The sequence below is a fragment of the Paenibacillus agricola genome (assembly GCF_011440305.1).
GTDB classification, from domain to species: domain Bacteria; phylum Bacillota; class Bacilli; order Paenibacillales; family NBRC-103111; genus Paenibacillus_S; species Paenibacillus_S agricola.
This window is the reverse complement of record NZ_JAAOIW010000024.1, coordinates 1-25,238: the sequence shown is the minus strand read 5'-3', so window position 1 is coordinate 25,238 and position 25,238 is coordinate 1. Positions and strand designations below refer to the sequence as shown.

Genomic DNA, 25,238 nt, shown 5'->3' with positions numbered 1-25,238 from the left:
ATCTTGTTTGAATTTTATTGGACGATATGTCCGCCGTCCACTACGAGCAGCGATCCGGTGACAAAGCCTGCATCCCGTGATAGCAGATACATTACAGCGCTGGCAACGTCTGAGGGTTGGCCCAGACGTTTGATCAAATAGCTGTCCCGCATCGAATCCAAAGCCTCGGTATTCGCGGACAAGCCGGCTGTCATTCCTGTATATATGAACCCCGGGCAAACCGCGTTTACTCGAATATCGTGAGGTGCAAGGTCGACGGCCATAGAGCGCGTCAAACCGGCGATGGCGGCTTTGCTCGTTACATATCCGCATACGCCGGGCAATGCCACAAAGGATAAATCGGACGCCGTGCTTACGATAGCCCCCCCTCCGGTTTTGCTCATCGCACGAGCCACATGCTTGGCAACCAGCATCTGCCCCTTTACGTTGACGCCAAGCGTTTCATCAATTGTCTTCTCTTCAATCTCCAAGATAGAGGCATCCTTTGGATGCAAAATTCCCGCGTGGTTGTGAAGAAGATCGATTTGTCCCCATTCGCGTAACACCTGGGCGACCATTTCGGCCACCTCCGACTCATTGGTGACGTTAGCTTTAATCACTATAGCCCGATCAGTGCCTCCGATCAATTGTGCCGTCTCCTGCGCCCTTGCGAAATCTCTATCTACAATGGCAACGCGTGCACCTTCACGAGCTAGAAGCTCGGCTGACGCACGACCGATACCTGAACCAGCACCCGTGATCACAGCCACTTTTCCATCTAGCTTTCCCATGTTATCCCCTCCATTGAACTTGGCTAGTTCGTCCCTGTGAATCCCGCTGTTCTATGAACGGGGACGCCCCGCTTCGTCGAGATCTGGCAGAATCGCCACGTTTCCAGCGAAATCCCTCATGAAAAAATCGACATTGTCACCGTTAGCCTTTTGACGGTGTCCGCTTAGCGCCATATAAAAGCTGACTGCCATTCCTTTTTCCTTAGGCCATGGCCCCGTATGCCAAACATTCGGTTTCAAAACGAAGACGTCACCCTTTCGGATTTCAAAGCACAGCATCTCCTCAGGCTTAGGCAAAGACTCCGGGTCATCCGGGTTTGCACATAATCCGAATGGAACATAGAAGTCACCTTCCATGACTACCCAAAGCTCCTCTGTTTGTAGATGGCGGTCAAATCTACTTCGTGTCTTGCTCCATGGGGTTTCAGATGGCGGCTCGTACAAGTACGAGAGATCCACCAGCGTGCCGTCAGCGATGTCAAAGTTGCTGAATGCGGGCTCAAAACAACTTTTTTCCGACACCATCTTTGCTGGCTTCGCCATGCGTGCCACGGTTGAAAACAGAGGATCGTCCGTTGTCCTGATATTCAGCTTATATATATTTAATTCACTCATGTTACCCCTCCATCGTTTGTCGATTTGCTATTACCTGATTTCGCAATGTACCCAATCCTTCGATCGATAGCTCGATTACATCGCCGGCCTGTAACATCCGACCGCTTTCTTTCCCCGATCCGTTGCCGACCGTTCCAGATCCGAACACTTCGCCTGGGTACAAATATTCATCCCGTGATGCATGGGCAATCATATCTTCGAATTTCCAATGAATCGTATTTGTGTTGGTCCGGCAGCATTCTTTGCCGTTTATACTTGCGACCATGGTGAGGTTGTAAATATCGGGGATTTCATCTGCCGTCACCAGACAAGGACCCAGGACATGTCCACGATTGAAATCCTTGCCTTTGGCCGGTCCCAGACCCACCGACATTTCACGTTCTTGCATACTCCGTGCACTAAAATCGTTATAAATCATAAAACCGTAAACATGCTCTAACGCATCCTTTGGATCGATATTCGAGCCGCCCTTCCCGATGACGAACGCAAGCTCGAACTCATAATCCAGCTCCTGTTCGTAAGAGGGAATACGTATATCGTCGCCGTGCCCACCCGTACTGCCAGGATTCCCTTTATAATATACAGGCAGGTTATACCATTCCGGGGGAATGCTGCGTCCGAGCTTGGGATAAATATTTTGCAAGTGCTCTTCGAATGCCATAAAGTCACGCAGCAACGGCGGTCTTGGAATCGGAGAACGAAGCGTTACCGTATCGGTTGCGAAGGTGCACAATTCACGGTCGGGTATCCGGTCTCCTCGTACCCAATCCAGCGCCTTGCGGGCTTCTTCCAGTATGAATCTTCCGCCTTCGATAAACAGAAGCAGATCCATTGGGATCAAGGCGCTGCTAATCCGGTCGGCTGCCGATTTCGACACACCAGAATCGAGTAGCATTAGCCGGTGAGCAGCCGCCAAATCGACGATCCGGTTGTTCGACTCCAAAGCGCCGACGCGGGTAAGCGAACCCATGATGCCTGGTATTTCAAACGTAACTAACCGCATAAGAACCTACCTTTCCGCATGAAGTCATGCAAGCTCATGTCGTTCCACAATTTACTCAGCAGCGTCGAGTACCAAATCGAATACTTCACGCTCACGCTTGACTAAGAGCGGAACGACCTTGCCTTCAATAATCTCTTTGAATTGCGGCGTAAGTTTATGTGCTTCTAGAGCCTTGTCATCCACATATACCTCATAAAGCAAAAGCATATCCTCGGTATCTACCGGTTTATGTACACGGTACATCGTGCATGCTGGTTCATCAGCTTTTACTCGTTCCGCCATCTCACGAAGATGTTCAAGCACCTTTTCTATTTGTCCAGGTTGTATGGTGTATCGGGCCGTTAAAACGATCATGCTAAAATCCTCCTCAGAATGGTTGAATTATTGGATGGTATTGTTTTATTTTGTATAGCAGGCTCATCAATTAATCTATAATGGCAACCGCTCTTATCGGAGCGGCAGTTGTGCCTTTCCATTTAATCGGAAATACAGAAAGCTTGAAGCCGTGTGATATTCCGAGTTGATCCAGATTCATCAGATTCTCAATATGGTAATATTCATAATCATTCATGACCAAATGGGCTTCCCAGAAGCGCTTTACCTCAAACATCGTCTTAACCGGCACTTCAAATGTCGGTGCGTCAATACCCATCACCTTCACACCCTGTTCAATCAACCAGATCGTTGCTTCGGCTGTCATGCCACAATGCTCGGTGAAATAGGCTTCCGTCTCATTACGATTTCCGTCGCCGTCTCCGGTATGAATCAATACAATATCTCTCGGTTTTATCGTGTATTGAATTTTCTCCAATGCTTGTTTTACATCTTCGACGGAAATAAAATGTCCGAACGGTTTATCCCGAAAGTCCAATACAACTCCGTCTCCAAAACAATATTCGAGCGGGATCCCCTCGGGACCTGGAGCATCAGGAACGATATGCTTCATGGCATCGATATGGGTGCCTACGTGATCTCCCTGCGTAATTACATAAGTGGCGGTCAGCGATGTAGCTCCGTATTGGGCGGCTCCGATTCGCGTTGCAAATTCTTCCCATGATTCATATAATGCGGTTACCGGCCGAACGACTCTTGGAAACACTTTCATATCATCATGGACGGTCATACTTAAATCGACAATGGTTCGAGCCATTCTGAATCTCCTCCAGTTTTCTATTTGTGGATAACGACCAATTTCATTTCCGTCATTTCCTGGATCGTGTATCTGGGACCCTCACGGCCAATACCGCTTTCCTTCACGCCACCGTATGGCATTTCATCGCTGCGGAAGGCAGACGTTTCATTGACCATCAAGCCGCCAACGTGAATCTCGTGCGCGCATTTGATCATTACCTCTAAAGAACGGGTAAACAATCCGCCTTGCAAACCATACTTGGAGTTGTTTACCATCGCAATCGCCTCATCCAGTGAGCTATACGAGTTGACCACAACGACCGGCGCGAATGCTTCCTCTACACAAAGCTTGGCATGAAATGGCACATCGGACAATACAGTGGGCTGAACCATCGTTCCTATCCGTGTACCCCCGCACAATAATTGCGCTCCCGCTTCCACCGCTTCCCGAATCCATTCCTCTGCCCGGGCCGCATCCAATTCACTGATCATCGGCCCTACTTCGGTTGACGGATTCATCGGATCACCCACCAACAATGACTTGGTCATTTCCACCATCTTTGCCAAAAAGCGCTGCTTTACATCCTTGTGCACCATGATTCGCTGGACTGAAATGCACACCTGTCCAGCATTGTTGAATGCGGTACGGGCACAACGCTCTGCGGCATAATCGATATCAGCATCGCCATGCACCACGGTAGCACTATTGGAGCCCAGCTCCAGCGTGCATGGGCGCAGCCCGATCGCTTCCTTCAAATGCTTCCCGACACGTGGGCTTCCCGTAAAGGTGTAAAAAGAAAAGCCCTCTTCCTGCAAAAGCCATTCACCTACAGTCGATCCTCCACCTGTGACCAGATGGCCGTATCCATCAGGTAAACCTGCTTCTTGCATCAATTGCAGCAAACGGATTGCCGTGAACGGCGTAGTGGTTGCCGGCTTCAATACGAAGGCGTTGCCTGCGGCAATCGCGGGTCCAACCTTATGGGCTACCAAATTAATGGGGTAGTTAAAAGGCGAAATTGCGCATACGACACCGATCGGTTTACGCAGCGTAAAAGCTAATTTCGCCACCAGTTCACCTGAGGCCAGAGGAACCATCTCCCCCGATATTCGCTTAGCCTCCTCTGCCGATATCAGAAAGGTTCGTGCAGCACGGGTAACTTCCATTTTTGCTTCGGCAAGGGGCTTTCCGGCCTCTTTAGCAATGAGTTCCGCCATTGGGTCCCGATGCTGCAAGAGGAGCTCAGAGGTACGTGACAAGATTCTGTACCTATCTTCCATGGAAAGCGGGTGCTCTTTCATCGCTTGCCGCGACGACTGTACCGCTTGTCGGATATGCTCCTTAGAGGCGACCGACACCTGTCCGATTTCCTCTCCATTGTATTTATTGAAGACTGAGATACGTTCATCTGTCTCGATCCATTTTCCATTAATTAGCAAACTCATATTCCTAACCTCCCCTACCTCAACCGGTTTCATTTTCATACAGTCTTTCCTTCACTTGGCACAAGTTCATTGTAATGCAATGAATCCTGGAATTGAGGATTAAAAAATTGCTAAACGGTTGAATCTTTTGCCCGACCGATCATGTTCACTAGAAAAAAGACCTTTAGTTCCACCATTATGGTGGGATTAAAGGTCCTACTGATTTGCTGCCATATCGCCCTCTTGCTTGAGTTTATCAAGAGTGGTTTTCGGATCCATTTCACCTGACATCATAATACTGGTATATTTTACAAAGGTTTGGTACCAGTCGTTATAATTTTTGAGTGCGGGAGAAACGACGGTCTGGCCGTTGTAGCCTTCCACGAATGGCTGCGGATTGATGCCCAAACGATTATAATAATCAACAAATTTAGGAATAGAATCCTTGTTACCCGGGAACACAATCCCCGATTCGGCAAGAATATCCTGCGCACGTTGGCTGACCATGAATTTAACCAACTTCCATGATGCCTCAGGGTTTTTGGTTTTCGAATAGATCACGTCGCCCAGGCCAGATACGAGCGCATAGTTTCCAGCAGGTCCGTCTGGAAGCGGCCCGATTCCCCAGTTAAAATCGGCTTTTTCTTTAAGCGTTTTCATCATCCATTGACCGTTCATCCAAACAGCGATCTGCCCAGATAAGAATTTCGATTCCGATCCGCCGGTATGAATATCCGTATAGGTTGGAGCTACGTGATATTTAAAGGTAAGGTCGTAAATGAATTGATAAGTTTCAGTAAGCTTGCCGTCGAGGGCGAGCTTACTGTCATTCATCATCGCTCCGCCATTGGAAGCGATCAACCCTATCAACTGGCCTGGATCGACCTGGTCTTTATCAATGAGATTAAATCCATACTGCACGATGTTCTTCGAATCAAAACCCTCTTCGTTCGGATGCTTGCCATTTTTGTCCCAAGTAAGCTTTTGCAGGAACTCGACGAAGGTGCCTCCGTCTTTCGGATTCCACTTCAAGTTGCTCGGGTATTGATCAATGCCAGCTTTTATCAGCAAATCCTGGTTATAAATGATTCCCATAACGCCGAAATTTTGCGGAACCGAGTAATTTTTTCCGTTAACCGTATAAGCCTCAACCGTTGAAGAATTATACTTGCTCAGATCCATCTTGTCATTTTTGATATAATCTGTAATGTCCAGCACAGCACCTTTGTCAATAAAGCCAGGAAACCGAGGCATATATCCCCAGAATATATCGGGCGCGTTTCCCCCAGCAATTTCATTCATCAGCTTATCCCAATAATTGCCCCATGGTACCACTTGAAGATCAACTTTTATGTTCGGATTTTCCTTGTTAAACTCGGCAAACATCTTCTGATAGGTCACGATAAAGTTACTGTTCCAAATCATGTAGCGCAAAGTTGTAAATTTATCGTTAGATAAAGGACCGGTGCTGCCGGGTACATTGGTGGTGGAACCGGGCCTATCCATACCTTTGGACTCATAGCATCCAGCAAGAAGAAAGAATACCAACATGATCATGAAGGGTACCATCAGACGTGTTCTATGCATATTTTACCTCCTTTTTAAAACATGCTCGATTGCCTAGTTTCCTAAAGATAAGGAATCTTGTTCGTAAAGTAGAGCGGTTAATCACGTTTGGAGTCTATTTTGTTGAATTTTTCAGATCCCGATATTCGCTCGGTGTCATTCCGCAGTATTTTCTGAATACCTGGCTGAAATACTTGCCGTCCATAAACCCAACGAGGAAGGCTGTTTCTTGACTGGTCAGCCAATCCTTTGTATCGAGTAGCTCTTTCGCTTTCTCGATGCGAATCTGCGAGCGGTAATCATTGAAATTGGTTCCTGTTTCTTTCTTGAACATCCGGCTCAGATGGCTTAAACTCAAATGAAAATTGTCAGCGACATCCTGCAGGCTCAGATCCGGATTGCTGAAATGATCCTTTACATAGGACAAGATTTTATCCATGAGCGGAAACTTGATAAATTCCCTTCTTTTTCCTATGTCCCTGCACACGCTACTGAGAACTTCTCGTAGGTTGACTGCCAACTCGTCAAAGGAAGCGTACTGCTTCAAGTCGTTGAGGGTAGGGACGGTAAGCTCCAGCTCCCATGACTTTGTCATATTGGAAATGTTCACTAGAACCTCTAGGCATAGGCTATACACGAGCTCCATATTCCCACTGTTGTGCAAGCGCTTTACCAAGCTGTCAAACTCCTGCATAGCCTGCGCTTCATTCCCTTCATTCATGGCCTCATACAAGGACTTGTCGATCCGTACGGAGGAGCCATCAAGAGAGGTCAACCCGTCCGAAAATTCCAATGACCAGAACAAGTGGTGCTCCAGCCTGAGCAGAGCCGATTGATAAGATTTGTTTAGGTTTTCGATCTGATTGACAAAGTCACCCATTCCGACAAATATCCGTTTTTTGAAAAATATTTCTGCCTGCTCGATCCCTACCCTGGTTGCCTCCAACACCCTTTTTTGGGCGATAGTGCTCGGAACGGATAAATCGAAGAGGACGGCAATGAAGCATTTTCCCAATATCCACTGGATGCTAACCAGACAGTTGAGCTGTTCATACACTTCGTATAAAATATTCGAGAGGGCGAAATGTGAGAGTGATTGATAATTTCGATGCCCTTCCCACACTCTGAGCAAATCGAAAGCGACAACCTGCCCTTTCTGGAAAGCCATACCCAGGCCCTGCATTTGATTTTGAAGCGATTCGGTCTCCAATGCGTTATTCAACATTAAATTCATGATAATACCGGATTCGGCCAGCGGATTAGCCTGGTTGAGCTTTTTCTCTATGATTTCCGCATCTCGGCTTGTTTCCAGCGCTTTATTCAGATGATAAAGAGCTCTGCGCAGCGTTTTTTTTAATTCCTCTTTATCAATCGGTTTCAGTAAATAATCGAATACATTATGCCGCATGGCCTCCCGTACGTAATCGAACTCATTGAATCCGCTGAGCACAATGATGATTGTATTCGGATAGTTCCTACTTACATATTCGGCAACCTCCAAACCGTTCATCCCAGGCATCTTCACATCCGTAAGCACGAATTCAGGCTTTATCCTGTCGATGAGCCCCTTCCCTTCCAAACCATTCAAAGCTGTCCCGGATACGGTGCAGTTCCATTCCTTCCAAGCAAAATTTTCCGCTAGGCTGCGACAAACCATTGGTTCATCATCAATTATTACTACCTTGTGCATGGGAACTCCCCCCTTTTTCAGAATGAATCATCGGCATCTGCGCTTCGACAATGGTGCCAACATTCGGCGAACTTTGTATTGTCAAACCGTAGCCATCGCCATAGAGCATTTTGATTCGGTTATGAACGTTTAGAAAACCGGTTCCCGTTCCTTTCTTCTCCTCTTGTGCGGATCGGTCCATCCTGAATAGCTCGTCCAAAGTCACCAGGGTCATCCCTATTCCGTCATCTTCTATTTGAAAGTGGATCGTTTCTTGAGCGGCCCAGCCTTTTATCATCAGGCTGCCCTTTCCGATTTTATTTTCCAGTCCGTGAACAAAAGCATTTTCCACCAAAGGCTGCAAAATAAACCGGGGAATCATAGACTCCATGATGACATCGTCCACATTGATGTACACATCGACCTTATCTTGGAATCGCGTGTTCTGAATTTTTAAATAAGCATCAATATAGACCAATTCGTCTCGTACGGAACTATAATCGTTTTTATTATCAATGCTGGCTTTAAACAATCTCCCCAGTGCGATCGTTATCGTCATGATTTTTTCCTGTTCGTCAAATTCAGCTAGATAGCGGATGGTTTCAAGTGTATTATAAAGAAAATGAGGGTTAATCTGCGCCTTCAGTGCTTTGTACTCCGCTTCTTTCCAGCTTAATTCCTTGATATATACCTCTGACACCAGATAATTAATCCTGTTCATCATCCGGTTAAAGCTTTTTCCGAGGCGCCCGAACTCATCGTTTTGCGAAATATTGACCTGAAGATCGAAATTATCCTGGTCCACCTGCTTCATAACCCTTATTAATTCCTCCAAGGGGCGCATCAGATGCTGGAAGCTGATCCAGGTAATCAAAGTTCCGATGAACACACCAACAATACCGATCCCGATAATCCATTTGGAGATTAACCGCGTTTCTGAAGCCACCTGACTTAAGGGTACGATGGAAATCGTGCTCCACAAAGTTAAATGTGAGGTGTTCATAACGATAATTGCCTCCTCTAATGGAGCTATCGTGATAATTTCTGACATGTTTGGCGTCAAACCCTTGGCTTTCTCCATCACTTGAGAAAAATCTACCACAGATGCATCCCCGTTACCTATCATCAGTTGACCGTTTTCATTTACGATATAGGTGTAGCGCTTTGTAGCTGTATTAATCATCTCCTGAAAATAACCGAGATTCAGTGAGACCGTCATATAACCTATAAGCTTAAGGCTTTTCCGATCACGTATCGCGCGGTTAATGTAGACCTTGCCAGCCTCCACCTTCCAATCTATATTTCCCTCACTGTTGTACGAGTTTTTATTCAAATGGAGATATCCAATATCGAAGTCATGCGAATTCAAAATGCTGCTGCGGTATTTTTGCGTATCATATATAAATATATTTTCAATTTTATCTGTCGCCAAAATGCTTTTCGAATTCAAGACTTGCTCCAAATCGAAGTTGAGTAGATTCTCTTCCAGGCTGGAAGTATACGGATTTTTCAGTATTTGCTGTACCTCCGCATCCATTGTAAGCGAGTTCATAAACCAGTCAGTATTGGAAATAGCCATATCCAATCGATCACTAATATACTTCACATCCTGCGTATTTTCATTCATGGCCGATTTCATTTGCAGGGGTATGCTGACGTTATAGATGACGACTTCGATCAATATGACAACTCCTACCAAAGTAAACATCATCAGAAATATCATTTTTCGTTTAAAGCTGATCGAGGATCGAAAAAGAGCTATTCGGTTGGCGATTTTCATTGGGCTCATCCTTTCCAAAGACTGTCTGTACGCTTAACCCATCTAGCATAAAAGGCACCAAAAATGATATAAACAAGATCAGATAGGTTCTAAATTTTATAATTTTGTGAATAATTGAAAAAGAGCTGCCGAGGCAACTCCTGCATTTTTTATATAGAGTCCTATATGGTATACGAGTAGAAGGAGGATTAGCCCCACCCACCTTTTTAAAAACAATACGCCTTCAACTTAATTGATTTGATAAGTGGGTATTGTGAGATTAAAGCTTACATTTTTGTTCAACGGCATTCAACTGTTTATAAATGTCTGTCTCTAATGAGAGCAACAAATTTTCATCCAGCATCCAATACATATAAAAAGGATAAAGCGTGTCGGCCATTCTAATAGTGAGCTCTTTGCGGAAAGTCGTGAGCTCTTCCGTGGAAGCGTGTGCGGCTAGGATATCATCCGACTGCTTCGTTTCCAATGCTTTTCTAGCCAGAAAGCTGGCTTTTACAGCAAAATAAAAGGTCTTCACATAGAATTGAAAAAGATCCAGCGTTGTATCGATCTCCTCAATGAACGACTGCGGTATACCCAACGATTCCGGCTGCAAAATGGATCTCAATTGGCCTACCTCATCGACTGCCGCCTGCTTCTCGGCGATAATCGCCCGCAGATTTTCATCGGTCAGTCTAACATTCTCGGAAGCACCCGGTTCCCATTGATCCCGGCTGTGGTACGAGTATATGACATAAAAAAAATCATTCAGCGTTGGTGATATTTTGCTGCTGTATTGGAAAACATGGCCACGTGTGTATAACGTCTTCTCTATAACGGACCATGAAGCTTTCATAAATGCTTTTAGCTTATCGACAGCGTCGGGTGAAGCTGGAATAACAGCCTCCCGCCAGCTTGATTCCGGACTCATCGACGTGTAAAGCCCCTTCTGTGCCCATGCTTCATAGATATGGTCTACATCGATCAGCGGGTTGCCGGCAAGCAGCGCCCCCCCATATAAATTCACCATATTCAGGCTGTTGAAAGCACTCGTTTCGTTCATTAATTCCCAGTCGGTACGGAACCATACCCCGGAGACGCCCTGATCCCGGCAGAACTGAATTCGCTGCTGTAAATCCTCTACTAGGCTGCACGGAAACACACCAAGTCCGCAGTACTGTCCCCACACATCAAATTCTACCCACTGGCGTAGTCCACCGGTGTGACCAATTCTCGCATTATTTGGAAACGTAGGCCAGAAATCATGCGGAACATTTTTCAGTGCAACTACAATGTCCTTGGATACCGCCGAGGCTGCATCCACCACGGAGCCTTGTTCCTCAACGGTATAGGTGAAGTCGCGCACAACGAGCGTTTTGTCGGCTTCGGAAAGTGGCTTGTGCATGGCCTGAAGCAACTGCTTGTACCATTCCCCATTATCCGTTGTCTGGCAGCGTTCGCAGCTGCAGGAGTTAGCAGCAATCGAGACTTTGCTTTCCCGTGTGGCCGGGCTCATAATAATTCCAGCGAAATCGGGCAGCACCTCGATAAGCTCGCGAATTTTAACCTCCAGAAATTCAAACCAGAACGGGTCGGTCGGACAAACCTTGCCTTCTGGAGTCCTCAGATGCGGGAAAATCTCCAGCAGGTTATCCGGATACCATAGTTCCTTGACTTCAAAATAGAAACCAATGCCCATGCTTTTCGCTTTCTTAATAACCTGCCGGATATACAGCTGGCTGGAAACGATCGTCGATCTGCGGAGAGGCCAGCGGGTATACATCAATTCCTGAGTGAAATATGCCTTAGGAAAGACCAGATTGTCAATAATATCGTTTTGGTGAAAGATGAGTGCGTTCAAATCGGTTTCTGCCATGAACTCAAGCGCCCGCTCCACAGCAGACCACCGCCACATACGGGCATTATGGATTTCCAGCCCTCTTAACTCGAAAGTTTGCATTTATCATCATCCTATCGCATTTTAGTTTGTGTGTATGGAAGTAACTCATTAACTTTTAACCCTTTAAACCAGTAGTGGCAATACCTTCCACAAAATAGCGCTGTGCAAAAAAGAACAGCAGGAATACGGGTAGTATGGAGGTTAATGACATCGCCAGAAGCTGTCCCCACGCCATTGCCGACTGTGTATCGACAAACATGCCAAGCGCTAGCGGTACGGTGTACAATTCGACCGAGTTAATATAAATCAACGGACCAAAGTAATCCTCCCAGCCCCACAGGAATGAGAAAATCATCACCGTGACGAGGGCAGGACTTGCCAGCGGAAGAACGATCCGAAAGTAAATTCCCCACCAGCTACATCCGTCTATTTTAGCCGATTCATCCAGCTCCCGAGGCAGTCCACGAAAAAATTGCACAAGCAGGAAAACAAAGAAGGTTCCTCCGATCCCTGACCCCAAAGCGCTTGGCACGATAAAAGGCAAATACGTATTAATCCAGTCTAGTTGATGGAACATCGAATACTGCGGTATGAGCGTAACCTGAGCAGGCAGCATAATCGTCATCATCATCATCGAAAACCAAAATCCTTTTAATGGGAAGTTGAGCCGGGCGAAGCTGAATGCCACCAAGCTGCTTGAGATCGTCGTTAGTACGGTCATAGTAATGACAAGCTTAAAGCTATTTAAGTAAAAATGGGTAAAGGTGTATTGTGACAGCGCCTTCCAGCCATCGCTGTAATTGCTCCACATCGCTTTTTCCGGAAAGAGGGTAGGCAGGCTGAGCTCAGACATCGTCTTCAGCGATGCACCGAACCACCATAGCACTGGAAAAATCATAATGAAGCACAACACGATTAAAAAGGCATGCAGCATCAGTCTGGGTAAAGGATTTCGTGTTCTTGCCATTGTCATCGCGAGCCCCCCCCTTCCGTTTCGTAAAACACCCAATACTTGGAGGCGACGAAATTAATGATCGTTGCCACCGCGATCAGCCCCAATAAAATCCAAGCTAATGCTGATGCATAGCCCATTTCCATGTCCGTAAATGCTTTATCATACAAATACAAGCCATAAACCTCCGTTGTATTCATCGGTCCACCCTCGGTAACTACATACGCTTTTGTAAACATTTGAAAGGCGCCGATCATCCCCATGATCAGGTTGAACAAAATAACGGGTGACAGCATCGGCAGCGTGATACTTAGAAACTGGCGGCTTTTTCCCGCACCATCAATCGAAGATGCCTCATACATTTCCTTGGGGATTTGTTTAAGTCCGGCCAAAAAAATAATCATCGCTGAGCCGAACTGCCATACACCCAACAACACTAGCGTACCGAGCGCAGTTTCCGGAAGCCCGACCCAGTTTTTGGGCAGCACGCCGACCAGAGCCAACAAATCATTGACGAATCCGTCCCTGCTGAATATGTGTTTCCAGAGTAGAGCTACCGCTATACTTGCACCTAGTAAGGAGGGCAAGTAAACCGCTGTGCGATAAAATGCAACGAACTTAATATTTTTGGCCAGCAGCATAGCAACGAACAGCGCAAAAATGAGACGAAGCGGAACTGAAGTAATTACGTATAGAAAGGTGACTTTTAACGAATTATAAAAAAATCGATCCTTAAATATTGCTTCGAAATTTTTGAGCCCCACCCATTTCGGGGCGGTTAATAGAGAGTAATCAGTAAATGAAAAATATAAGGATTGCAGCATTGGCCACAAGGTTAGTAGCAAGAAACCAAGCAGCCACGGTAAAATAAACAGATATCCGGCAAACGGAGCATCCCAGCGCCCCTTCATGCGGCTTACCCAATTTTTACGGGCGACGGTAGGATTACTGATAAGTTGTTTGTTCAAAGTTATGACACCCTTTCTTGGATATAGGCTGTTAAATTAATAATCAATGTGCGCCCGAGAACGACTCATAGAACGGATCACCCTCTACGACAGATCCACGTTTCACCCAGCTTTTGGTTACAGCGGACTTGTATAGGCTAGTAACAAATTCAATTGAAGAACGTAGGCCGTCGCCACTCGACGATGGTCGAGTTCCCTGCTCCATACAATCCAATAAGTAGGAGAGCTGGGCATAATGGTCTCCAACCTGGTCACCGTCAATCGCCCTCCAACGGCTTACTTCTTCCTCTGATACATCATTTTTCGGACTGAATATCCAATCCTCATTTTTGTATTGGTACATGTGTTTACATTCCACCGTGCACTTTTGCAGATCAAGACGCAAATAGCTTTCATTCCTATTAGGCGCGAGAACCGAGTTAAGAATCTGTCCTAGAGCGCCATTCTCGAATTTAACCATCGCCATCAGTACATCCTCGACCTCGATTTTTCGATCGAGTGTTTCAACTGCCGCACTCACTTCATTCCAATCGCCCATTAACCAGAAGAAAAAGTCATTGGCATGAATTCCTTGACTGACCGACGCACCGCCCAGCTCCGTTTTCCATTTCCCTCTCCAGGGAACAGCATAATAATCAGCATCGCGATACCAGAAGGTTTGACTGACGCCGGTTAACGGTTTACCCATCGCCTCTTCCTGAATGAGCCGTTTTATATGGCCGCCTGCTGATCCAAATCTCCATTGATACACACTGCTGAAATAAGTACCCGTCTCTTCTTCAACTTTGCGAATCTGGTCAACCTCCTTTAACGATCCTAACGCCGGTTTCTCCCCCCAGACCCAAGCTCCAGCGCGCATACATTTGACACCTATCTCATAATGAATAGCCGGTGGTGTGCAGATATGAACCAATTGGGGACGTGTTTCCTCCAGCATCGTTTCCAGATCCGTATATCGGTTGGAAATACCGTACGTTTCGCAGAAAGCATGCAAGGCCGTTTCATTAATTTCCATAGCGGCAATAAGCTCGATCCGATCATTTGCTTTTAGTATTGCTTGAATGTGTTCATGGGCGATAAAGCCCGTACCGACGATTGCTGCCCGTATAGGTTTCTTGCTTGAATTCATCGTTAGTATCTCCCCTTCCATCGTTATCTTAAGTATAGGGTTCATACTATCGGATGGAAATGCGGGGATTGTCCAAAAACTTTCAATATTATCTCGGATTTGAAGTGGATGAAACAGCAATTTTGTAATTTCACTTGGTACGGTCGATGATCGTAACACTCTCATCCGCCTGTATGGCAGCAAGCGAGGCAGCCAAAATGTCGGCATGACCAATTACCCAATCGCTTCGTCCTTCGATCCGGTCGATAAAATCGGAGCATAGCGTATACGGGACAGTATCGAGTTCTACAGACACAAGACCTTCCTGGTACGTAGTAATCAAGAAAAGCGGGCTGATTGCAACAAGCGGATCACCGGACAATCTCAGCTCCGCTGTTCCCTTCGTTCCTGTTATAAAGATGCGGCAATCTCCCCATGTCCAGCTTTGCTCAGGCGTATACCAATCCAAGTACAACTGGGCGACAATGCCGCTCTCCATTTTTACCTGCAGGCTGGCCGAGTCATAGAACGTGGGATGCTCCGGCAATATATGCTTCAGCATATAGCCTTGCGAAGCAACGATTTCCTTACCCGTCAGCCAACGGAGCAAATCGAATTCGTGAACGGATAGGTCATTAATAATCGCACCATTCTGCTGCTTATCGAAAAACCACGGTGGTCGCGTTTTTGGAGTAAGCCGGTGTGGCTTTCTCGTTGCTATACTCACGATATCCCCGAGGACGCCTGCCTCCAATCGGCGCTTCAACGTATACTCGGCTGGTCCCATTCGTTCCATCAGCATCATCCCGATTTGGATAATCCCGCGATCCACCACCTGCTTCAGTCGTTCGTAGCCCGAACGGTTGATTACGGCCGGCTTGGTGAGCATAATCGGCTTTCCGTACTGCTCGCACAGCTCGATAAGTGCGATTTTATCACTATGGATCGCCGAGCTGCCGACAATTTCAATATCATCCGCGAGCAGCGCTTGTCGGTCGCTGACCATCGGAATGCCATATTTCGCAGCGATTGATCGCGCTAAATCGTCAGGCTTCTCCTCATAAATACCTGCGCACTCAAACCCCAGCATGCTCATTTGCTCAATGAAATCAGTAATATGCCAATGATGGCAGCCAATTATTGAATAACTACGCAGTTTCACATCAATTCCCCCGTTCGTTTCTGTTCATAACAGGCAAAGACCGGTCAAACTTCGACCGGTCTTTGCGCTTGTCATTTCCTATGGTTGATTGATCCCATAACAGGTTGTTGGAAATTTTCCTGAAATATTACTTCGGAAGATCCTTGGATGATTGCACGATTTGCTCCCATGCTTGTTCCGGGGTCAGCTTGTCGAACATCAGCATCTGGCAAGTATTGATATATTCCTTGAAAAACTTCGCCCAGCCCGGTACAGCATCCGGGTCGAGGATCCACTGCTGCGGGTTTTTGGAAACCTTATCAATCAATTCGATACTTAATTTATCCACAGGTGTGAATTTAGGCTGCAAATAATCGATCATTTTCTTAGAAGCGGGAATGCCGCGAGTTGTAGTCAAAATATCGGAAGCTTCCGGGCTGTTAATGAACCAGTCAATGAACTTCTTCGCTTCTTCCTGGTTTTTGCTTTCCGGACTTACCGCCCAATAAGCTGAAGTGGATAACCAGCTTGATCCTTGAACGCCCTGAGGCTCGGGAATAACACCAATTTGCCCGGGCTTCAAGGAATCATAAGCCGAAACCTCCGAAGCGTTGGCGGTTTTCATCAGGATTGTATTATTAGCCAGAAGATCATCCTTTGCGTCCAACAGCTTGTCGCCAACGGTTACATCGGGTGGTGTCACGAGGCCTGCTTTACGCAGCTCGGCAAATTTCTTCATCCATGTGATCCATGTGTCTTTATCGAATTTAAATCTACCTTCCGCATCGCGCGCAATCCCTTTACCTTGCCCTAGTTGGTAAGCGTAATAAGAGTATACGTCACCCGTTAAATCCTTAATCAGGTATTGGTTTTTACCAAGCTTCGGTTTAGCTTCCTCAGTGAGCTTGAAGAATTCATCCCATTTCCAGTTCTCGGATGGAATTGGAATGCCTGCCTTTTCAAAAGCCGGTTTGTTGAAAACCATACCAATCGCATTTTTCCCGAACGGTACGGCGTACAGCTTTTCATTTTTCTTCGCTGGACCAACAAGAGCAGCATCAATGTCGCTAACGTTAACAGACGATACATCAGCAAGTTGAGTCGAATAGTCGCTGTACCATGCTGTAAGGATTTGGACAATATCCGGCTCATTGTTGCCCGCCGACTGGGTTCTCAGTTTTTCCAGATAACCATCAAAGGTTTGATATGTCGGTTCGAACGTAACGTTTGGATTTTTTTTCGAGTAAAAGTCAAGCGCCTTTAGGGTTGCATCGTGCCGGGCTTGTCCTCCCCACCACATAATACGCAGCTTAACCGGTTTCCCAACCGCTTCTGTCTTTGGGACTGTAGTTGGACTTGGTTTTACTGCCTCATTATTCCCACTGCAAGCGGAAAGCAACAAGGACAACATCATAACGACTGCAATACTGGAGTTTCGTGCTTTTTTAGCCATGGTACATCCCCTTTTTTCCTTATAAATGATTTGTATTGGTTACAGCTTTATCCTATCAAGTCATACCGTTGTTTTGTAGCAGAGGAATATCCGATTTGTTTCACTATTTTACGAAAAAGCCGGAATCAGACAGGCTTCTCCTGAAGAACTGGAAGTTTTATGGTCACCTGGGTGCCGCCAGTAAGCAGTTTTTCTGCTTGTAGCCCGTAATCACTACCAAAATAGGCTTCCAACCGTTCCTCAATATTGCGAATTCCGTAGCCTCCCGTTTTACGCTTGCGCCTTTCCTTCCAATCATTAGACAGCCCGACACCATTATCCGTCACTGATAATACAAGCGTATCTGTATCTTTTACAGCGGACAAACGCAACAAGCCATCGTTGCGGCCATGAAATCCATGAATAATCGCATTCTCGACCAACGGCTGCAAAGTCAGCTTTGGCACATAAAGTGCCAAGCATTCCGGATCGATTGCCCATTCAACTTTCAATCGTTCATCCAAGCGAACCTGCTGTTGAATTTCTAAATAACTGTTCATATGCTCCAGTTCTGCCTCAAGGGAGATCCAGCTTTCTCCATTGGAAAGCGTCACTCTGAACATTTTACCCATTAATTCAATGACTCTGCTCATTTTCGCTTGATCAGCATCTATGGCCATCCAGTTCAACTGATCTAATGTATTATACAAAAAGTGGGGATTAATATTAGCCTGAAGCGCCTTCAGCTCAACCTCTTTTTGTTTGGTAAGCTCCTGCTGCTGCTGCGTATACAGTTCGTTAATCCGCTCTTCTAATTTATGGTATCCGCGAAGCAGGCTCCCAAATTCATTCGTATAGCCGCTAGGTAATTCCAGCAACGGATGTTTCGGTGTTTGCAAATTAAAGTTAACCATCGAATTAACGACATAACGAATCGGTTTGGTGAAATGGCGGGAAAAGTATAACGCAATGAGCAGCGCAGGCAGCAATGTAAACAAACCAAGCGTAAACAGTGTAAGGGCAAGCCTTAAGCTATTCGCAGTAATCGTCTGCCAAGGAGTGACCTCAACCAGCATCCAGCTATCTTTAAAGGAACGCGACCAAACAATCAGGGATTTTTCCTTAAGAGGACTCACCCTATCCTTATTCTTCACACGCGTAATGGGTATAAACCCTTTGTCTCCCTCAAGTGAAGGAATCAAATCCTCTAGCTCAGCCGTCAAACGCTCAATGCTTTTTTTCGTCATGGGACGGTTGCCACCATCGAGCAATAAAAGCTCCCTGGATTCACTCCTTTGCAATACCGATTCGAATGCTTCCAATCTAACATTCAAGACCACAATTCCTATCGATGACATGTCTGTCGAGTATACTCTCCTGAAAAAACTGATAACAGGTGTACGCCCACTTACGGTTTCCACCTGACGCTCGGATATCCATACGGAATCTGAATTCTTCACAGATTCAAACCACGGTTCCTTCTGCATTTGGCTTTCCTTGAGCATCGCTACATCATTGCTCTCATTCGTTACGAGCGGATTGGCTTCATAAATTTGGATGGAGTAAATGTTAGGGTAGCTATTGATCAATTCCCTTAATTTTTGTACGACTATATTTTGCTGGGAGTATTTGGTGAAGTTATCATTGCGGATTGTCAAATAATCCTGTAAATTCGAGTCTCGTGAAATCGATAAAGAGGCCTGCTCAATAGAACGGCAAAGGATCTCCAACTGGTTATTTAATTCTGTGAGAATTTGCTGCTGGTACACCGTTGTGTTTTTTACTAGCTGCTGGGAAGAGAGATAATACGCACCCCACCCGCCCACAGCCAGTAATAAAGAAATGACCAAAGCAAAACATCCGAATAATAAAATGTCGATCCGTAAACGCTTAAAGGGATGCCACATGCTGCTCTCCTCCAACTTGTCTGCTACAGTCCTGCGATTTCACTATTTAAATCCGATCATTCCTGTTTCTTCGTTGGAATCGGCTCTTTTAATAGATCAGTCGGATTGCGGCCTGTTTGCCTCTTGAACATCGAGGTAAAATAAGGAACATTGCGGTAGCCCACCTTCTCTGCCACCTCATATATCCGGTGTTTTCCTTCCATGATCAACCGCTTTGCTTTGTCCATCCGGACCTTAGTTATATAATCCTGAAAGGTTTCCCCTACAGCCGTTCGAAACAGGTTGCTTAAGTAGTTTCGGGACAAATAAACTTTATCCGCCATATCGCCTAACCTGATTTCTTCAAAATAATGCTCATGAATATACTGGATGATGAAATCGATTGCCTGTTTGTGCTTCACATTCTGGCCGTTACTGTCGAGCCGTTCACAGATGCCGCGAATTTTCTCGTCTATCCATTCCACAAAATGGTTTGGCGTCTGGAGTGTGCCTATTTCCATCTTTACAGCTGCATCCAAATAAAGCTCATCCAGCGAATAGCCTGCTTCATTAAGTGCAAAAGCAAAAATAGCCCATAATTCAGCAGCAACTCTTTGAACGTCTTCCGAGCCTGTTTCTTTGGAATGCATCCATTGTACAGCAAATTCTTTGACTAGTTGAATAGCCCGTTCTTCCTGGAGCTGTCGGATGGCGTCGGCAACCTCTTGATAATATTTAACACGGGGAAATTTCACACTGGAAGTCTGTGAATTGTACTTCGCGTTCTCCCAGACCTTGACACCGGTTTCCTCCAGTATGAAGGATCGCATGGATACAAGCGCGGACAATGCTTCTTCGGTAGAGTTCGCGATATTTTTGATTCCATGCTGGACGCTACCTATGCCGATGCGGATCGATACGTCCAAGAAGCGGAGGACATTATCGATTAGCAGCTGACACAGCTCGGACAGCTCCATGGTATCCTTATTGGGAGGATAACGCAATAAAATCGCTACGTGACGGCTATATAGCTCAAGTACACTCGATTCAGGCCACTTCGTTTGCAGCAGTTCTTCAACTATATTGGCTACAGCATACCGGAATAAATGAATATCTGAAGAGGAGACCTCGGACGACCTTTTGGTATCTTCTATTTCAACAGCAAGTATTTGGAACTTGTTTTCCGCGAAATAATTAGCATTGGTTTCCTGCATTCTTCTAAAATGCGGCTCAAATGCACCTGTAACAAGCGACTTCAAGTATTCCTTTTCCATGGTTGGGCGATAGCTATCCGAAGTTTGCAGCAGACCTTGCAGCTCTTGCTGTTCTTTTTCTTCCTTCTCCAACTCCTGAATTACTTTTCGCAAAACCTCTAGCAGCGTGGGAACACTGACGGGCTTTACTAAATAGTCAGATACATTGAGGCTGAGTGACTGACGGGCATATTCAAAATCGGTATACCCGCTTAGGATAATCATTTTACTTTTTATATCTTCTTTACGAAGCTGCTGCAGCATTTCCAATCCGTTCATCACAGGCATGTAAATGTCTGTAATCACAATATCGGGACGGATTGAGCGAATCAACTCCAATCCGTCACTGCCGTTCTCCGCTTCACCTGCGAGCTCAGCCTTCAGTTCGACCCATGGTATGATTTTTTTCATTCCCCGCAGTACCTTTCGATCGTCGTCAATAATGACTATTCTCCACATGAAACACCCTCCGTCCATGATCTCTAATATGTAGACCTATTCTAATATAATCAGTCCAAAACATCAACGCGCGGGAATCAGACGATTGTGATTTCACTATTTTATCCATGGGGTGAATATCTGGGTAAAGTTACTTTCCCGTAATAGTGGTCACGATTGCTGGTATATGGATATTTATAGTATTCCCTACCGTTTAATCGTATTGGCATATTTGGATCTCTAGTTTCTCAACAAAAGTAGTAATATGACCGCTGAATATGAAAGACAACATCGAAGAAAGACAAGAAAAATAATGAGTTGCTTCTTTATAGAACGTTCCATGAAGATCACCTACGCCTATTTAATCGAGTCTACAGTTATCCTAGTTGTTGCTCGGTCTTCGGTCAGCTTATGTTCAGGGATATGAATTTCATCAAATAGTCCTTTAATCCAGACTTTCCACCTTCTTTGCCCATGCCGCTTTCTTTCTCCCCTCCGAAGGGTGCTTGGGCAACCGTTGGCAACGGATATAAAAAAGCAATTACAACCATTCAACTGCAGTAAAGACAGACGAAGTTTCGACCTGCCCTTTCCTAATCATATGCATAGCCTCGTTTCCCTTTAACGTCTGTTCTGCGGTTTGCAACTTTTTGAAACCAAGCATTGGCTTTGTGATTTTCTTTATGAACCGATGATCTTGTTCTACAATATTGTTCAGATACTTAGTCTGTCTAATTGTGGTTTCTTTTGGCATGGATTTCTCACTCTTTAATTCTTGTATGGCTGGTGGGTACGCTGGGTTTTTATCCAAAGTGATTACACGCGGGTTTTGATTATGGAGAGAGGACAAAGCCTTTGTGAAAAAGCGCTTGGCTGCCGCCATATCTCGATTTTCAAATAACATAAAATCAATGGTTTTTCCCATAGAATCAACAGCCCTATATAAATACTTCCATTGACCTTAGAGTTTGATGTACGGTAGAAGGCGTCACCCGACCCATTGATCGAACGATTAATAGTTTGACGGTAACGCCCTTCTCCGAACCGGACTTGCACCTTTCGATGCAACCGACTCTCCATCTAAAGTGGTATTACAGCACGATTTGCTTTTGAAGCTGTTCTTTTCGTTGTTTCCTTTTATAGCAGCTGATACATAACGCAAGGTTGTGGTGCAAGAATTGAAAAATAGCAATTTCCCATTAAATTGTAATTAACTATGCTAAAATACCAAATATTTTATTAAGCCATTCAACTGCAGAGAGGACAGACGAATTATTTTCGACCTGCCCTTTCCTAATCATATGCATGGCCTCGATAGCTTAAACTATATTTCAAATACCACCTCACCTTTAGTAAAATGATCGGCGATTCATATTGCTTCCATTTCCATTTTCGTTTCCAAAATAAGTTGCTCCATCCTATGATTTCATTATCAGTTACGTTATCATGAAATAGAGCTTTGCACCACAACCAGAGAAACTATACAGGAAGGCTACACGTATTACGATTCATATATGGGCCTAAACGACTTGAGGGCACTAAATTTACAACGCTAGCCTTTTCTACCTCAGTGTTTTCCGCTTGACACTGCCTGTTTTTCTTACTCTCCTACTCATCCACAGAACTTTATCCCATTCCCGACAAAAAAACATCAGGCGGTTATTAAAGTTAAAGGGAAATCAGAATCAATCAAATACAACCCGCGGGACTATTGATGACGAGTTGTTTTATATATGCTTTTAGGCATGGCTTTCTCATTCCTTGTTGTTTTAATAGTAACAAATAAGGAATTGCCGGGAATACATATTCTCGGCAATCAAAAAACCGACTTGGATTCAAACCGGTTAACGGTTTTTATTAAGAACATGGGTCAGAAATACACCTTATCGCGAATTTATATTATCATAAATTGGATTTATTCTAGCTACATTTGTATAAAAACTGTTATTAATTCGACCGTAATGCGTTGCTAATCACGAGTCATCCTGAAAAAACGCGGATCGGTGTAATATAGACGACGTTTTTACGTTGTACCATCCATTTTTTCGTAGTCAGGTAATACACATCTTGAGCTGCTCTGCTTCTCATCAAAATATGAATAATCAATTCATATTGAGAGAACATTATATTCGTTAAACCAAATAATGGAGGTAATATTCAATGCATAGTCGTAATGGCTAATGTAACCTGCGATGGAATTCCAGTTTACATTCAACACGTGGACGAAAAAAATGAAACCGCTAGAATCTACCCACTCGGTAAACCAGATAATGAGCAAGTGGTCTCTGTAACAAACTTAATTGAACATTAAAAACCAGCAAGGATGCGAAAGCACCCCCGCTGGTTTTTAACTATTTATAAATTACGCTTCCAGCTTCTTTAAATTCATTAGATTTTTCCTTAAAACCTTCTTGAATGGCTTCCTGCTCTTCAAGCCCTTGTTGTTTTGCATAGTCTCGGATATCTTGGGAAATCCGCATACTGCAAAACTTTGGACCGCACATCGAACAAAAATGAGCTATCTTGGCACCCACTGCAGGTAGGGTCTCATCATGGTACTCAATAGCTCTTTCGGGATCCAAGGATAGGTTGAATTGGTCATGCCATCGGAATTCAAAGCGTGCTTTTGACAACGCATTGTCTCGGTCTTGAGCCCCTTTATGACCTTTCGCTAAATCAGCAGCATGAGCAGCAATTTTGTAGGTAATCACCCCTTCACGAACGTCATTTTTGTTCGGCAAGCCCAAATGTTCTTTGGGAGTTACATAGCAGAGCATCGCAGTACCGAACCAGCCAATCATCGCTGCTCCAATAGCTGAAGTGATATGGTCATAGCCAGGCGCAATATCCGTTGTAAGTGGTCCTAATGTGTAAAAGGGAGCTTCGTTACAGATTTCAAGTTGTTTATCCATATTTTCTTTGATTAAATGCATAGGTACGTGGCCAGGACCTTCTACCATCACTTGTACGTCATGCTGCCAAGCGATTTTCGTTAGTTCACCTAATGTTTCTAGTTCTGCAAATTGGGCCTCATCATTCGCATCTGCGATGGATCCCGGACGCAAACCGTCACCTAGTGAAAAGGATACGTCGTATGTTTTCATGATCTCACAGATATCCTCAAAATGCGTATAAAGAAAATTTTCTTGATGGTGGGCGAGACACCAGGCTGCCATAATCGAGCCTCCCCGTGAAACAATGCCTGTCATCCGTTTGGCCGTAAGAGGAACATAACGCAGCAGAACACCAGCGTGAATCGTAAAGTAATCCACGCCCTGCTCGGCTTGTTCAATAAGCGTATCGCGGTACACTGCCCACGTTAAATCCTCCGCTTTTCCATTCACCTTCTCTAAAGCTTGATAAATAGGTACCGTACCAATAGGAACAGGGGAATTACGAATAATCCACTCTCGAGTTGTATGAATGTTTTTACCCGTAGAGAGATCCATAATATTATCCGCGCCCCAGCGCGTTGCCCATCTCATTTTTTCCACTTCTTCCTCAATGGAAGACGATACAGCGGAATTTCCTATATTCGCATTAATCTTCACCAGAAAGTTTCGTCCAATTATCATCGGCTCACTCTCCGGATGGTTAATGTTTACTGGGATAATCGCTCGGCCACGAGCAACCTCGTCTCTCACAAATTCCGGAGACACATTTTCCCGAATTGCGATATATTCCATTTCGGAAGTGATGATACCCTGGCGTGCATAATGCATCTGGCTCACATTACGACCTTTTTTCGCTCTCATAGGATGACGGTGTAAGCCGGGAAAAACTTCTGCTACGCTCTCTCCCTTTTGATATCCGTTGTCTTCCGGTTTAATCGTTCTTCCTTCATACATTTCTACATCGCCGCGTTCCAAAATCCAATTCAATCGATTAGGTAGAATACCTGCGCGAATATCCGTTTGGATCTCTTCGTCTGTATAAGCGCCACTCGTATCGTACACACGAATAGGGGCGTTTTCCTGCTCTCCATAAGATCCTGTAGTAGGACTCAATTTGATTTCACGCATAGGGACCCTTATATCAGCTCGCGAGCCCTCCACATAAACTTTTTTGCTTCCCGGAAAAGAGGATGCTGAAGATTAAACTAGACCCTTAGTCAAGGACACTTTAAAAAAAGAGTGCTAGGCCACACATAAGAGATGATTCCTGTACTGAACAGGAGTCATCTTTTTTAGTCCCCACTGATATCTGTGATGATTATAATAAC

Annotated in this window: 19 protein-coding genes and 3 pseudogenes; 1 reads left to right on the top strand and 21 read right to left on the bottom strand. The window is 45.1% G+C overall.

The annotated features are described in order from the left end of the window. Window positions 1-14 precede the first annotated feature (14 nt). The 19 genes and pseudogenes from G9U52_RS34845 to G9U52_RS34755 form a co-directional block, all read right to left on the bottom strand. Entirely contained in the window at window positions 15-770 is a 756-nt protein-coding gene (locus tag G9U52_RS34845) for an SDR family NAD(P)-dependent oxidoreductase (RefSeq protein WP_166156778.1), read from the bottom strand. A 51-nt stretch (window positions 771-821) separates the two neighbouring features. Further along, entirely contained in the window at window positions 822-1,385 is a 564-nt protein-coding gene (locus tag G9U52_RS34840) for a hypothetical protein (RefSeq protein WP_166156775.1), read from the bottom strand. 1 nt (window position 1,386) lies between these two features. After that, complete coding sequence (locus G9U52_RS34835) at window positions 1,387-2,388, bottom strand: fumarylacetoacetate hydrolase family protein (protein WP_166156772.1); 1,002 nt, start codon at window positions 2,386-2,388, stop codon at window positions 1,387-1,389. A 51-nt stretch (window positions 2,389-2,439) separates the two neighbouring features. Further along, window positions 2,440-2,742 carry a putative quinol monooxygenase gene (locus tag G9U52_RS34830; RefSeq protein ID WP_166156769.1) on the bottom strand — a complete coding sequence of 101 codons (303 nt, stop codon included), beginning with the start codon at window positions 2,740-2,742 and terminating at the stop codon, window positions 2,440-2,442. A 70-nt stretch (window positions 2,743-2,812) separates the two neighbouring features. Beyond that, entirely contained in the window at window positions 2,813-3,538 is a 726-nt protein-coding gene (locus G9U52_RS34825) for a cyclase family protein (protein ID WP_166156767.1), read from the bottom strand. A 20-nt stretch (window positions 3,539-3,558) separates the two neighbouring features. Beyond that, entirely contained in the window at window positions 3,559-4,965 is a 1,407-nt protein-coding gene (locus tag G9U52_RS34820; protein WP_166156764.1) for an aldehyde dehydrogenase family protein, read from the bottom strand. A gap of 195 nt (window positions 4,966-5,160) precedes the next feature. Next, window positions 5,161-6,531, bottom strand: a complete 1,371-nt coding sequence (locus tag G9U52_RS34815) for an ABC transporter substrate-binding protein (protein WP_166156762.1) — start codon at window positions 6,529-6,531, stop codon at window positions 5,161-5,163. 94 nt (window positions 6,532-6,625) lie between these two features. Further along, entirely contained in the window at window positions 6,626-8,200 is a 1,575-nt protein-coding gene (locus G9U52_RS34810; protein ID WP_166156759.1) for a response regulator transcription factor, read from the bottom strand. Continuing rightward, on the bottom strand, window positions 8,178-9,959 hold the full coding sequence (locus G9U52_RS34805; RefSeq protein ID WP_166156756.1) for a sensor histidine kinase: 1,782 nt from the start codon (window positions 9,957-9,959) through the stop codon (window positions 8,178-8,180). Before G9U52_RS34805 ends, G9U52_RS34810 begins: the two co-directional genes overlap by 23 nt. Before the next feature lie 259 nt (window positions 9,960-10,218). Further along, a complete protein-coding gene (locus tag G9U52_RS34800) occupies window positions 10,219-11,898 on the bottom strand; it encodes a hypothetical protein (protein ID WP_166156753.1) in 1,680 nt (559 codons plus the stop codon). Window positions 11,899-11,953: 55 nt separating this feature from the next. Further along, window positions 11,954-12,811, bottom strand: a complete 858-nt coding sequence (locus G9U52_RS34795) for a carbohydrate ABC transporter permease (RefSeq protein WP_375790316.1) — start codon at window positions 12,809-12,811, stop codon at window positions 11,954-11,956. Next, window positions 12,808-13,701, bottom strand: coding sequence for a carbohydrate ABC transporter permease (locus tag G9U52_RS34790; protein ID WP_166156959.1), 894 nt, complete (start codon window positions 13,699-13,701; stop codon window positions 12,808-12,810). The genes G9U52_RS34795 and G9U52_RS34790 overlap by 4 nt, the downstream gene beginning before the upstream one ends. Before the next feature lie 100 nt (window positions 13,702-13,801). Then, window positions 13,802-14,887 (bottom strand): Gfo/Idh/MocA family protein, encoded by a 1,086-nt coding sequence (locus G9U52_RS34785; protein ID WP_166156750.1) that lies wholly within the window; start codon window positions 14,885-14,887, stop codon window positions 13,802-13,804. Between the two features lie 130 nt (window positions 14,888-15,017). Beyond that, window positions 15,018-16,028 carry a Gfo/Idh/MocA family protein gene (locus G9U52_RS34780; RefSeq protein WP_311764977.1) on the bottom strand — a complete coding sequence of 337 codons (1,011 nt, stop codon included), beginning with the start codon at window positions 16,026-16,028 and terminating at the stop codon, window positions 15,018-15,020. A gap of 127 nt (window positions 16,029-16,155) precedes the next feature. Then, window positions 16,156-17,460 carry an ABC transporter substrate-binding protein gene (locus G9U52_RS34775; RefSeq protein WP_166156747.1) on the bottom strand — a complete coding sequence of 435 codons (1,305 nt, stop codon included), beginning with the start codon at window positions 17,458-17,460 and terminating at the stop codon, window positions 16,156-16,158. Between the two features lie 125 nt (window positions 17,461-17,585). Continuing rightward, window positions 17,586-19,346 (bottom strand): cache domain-containing sensor histidine kinase, encoded by a 1,761-nt coding sequence (locus G9U52_RS34770; RefSeq protein WP_166156744.1) that lies wholly within the window; start codon window positions 19,344-19,346, stop codon window positions 17,586-17,588. A gap of 56 nt (window positions 19,347-19,402) precedes the next feature. Next, entirely contained in the window at window positions 19,403-21,037 is a 1,635-nt protein-coding gene (locus G9U52_RS34765; protein ID WP_166156741.1) for a response regulator, read from the bottom strand. Between the two features lie 383 nt (window positions 21,038-21,420). Next, window positions 21,421-21,540 (bottom strand): annotated as a pseudogene (locus tag G9U52_RS34760) (aldehyde dehydrogenase family protein); the annotation flags it as partial. 17 nt (window positions 21,541-21,557) lie between these two features. Beyond that, window positions 21,558-21,977 (bottom strand): annotated as a pseudogene (locus G9U52_RS34755) (IS6 family transposase); the annotation flags it as partial. A gap of 1,212 nt (window positions 21,978-23,189) precedes the next feature. On the opposite strand from G9U52_RS34755, the gene G9U52_RS34750 reads away from it, so the two are divergent. Further along, window positions 23,190-23,327 (top strand): H-type small acid-soluble spore protein, encoded by a 138-nt coding sequence (locus G9U52_RS34750; RefSeq protein ID WP_166156732.1) that lies wholly within the window; start codon window positions 23,190-23,192, stop codon window positions 23,325-23,327. 40 nt (window positions 23,328-23,367) lie between these two features. Here G9U52_RS34750 and thiC read toward each other — a convergent pair. Next, window positions 23,368-25,110 (bottom strand): annotated as a pseudogene (thiC, locus tag G9U52_RS34745) (phosphomethylpyrimidine synthase ThiC); the annotation flags it as partial. A 42-nt stretch (window positions 25,111-25,152) separates the two neighbouring features. Beyond that, on the bottom strand, window positions 25,153-25,238 hold an 86-nt coding region (locus G9U52_RS34740), incomplete at its 5' end, for an IS3 family transposase (protein ID WP_166146575.1).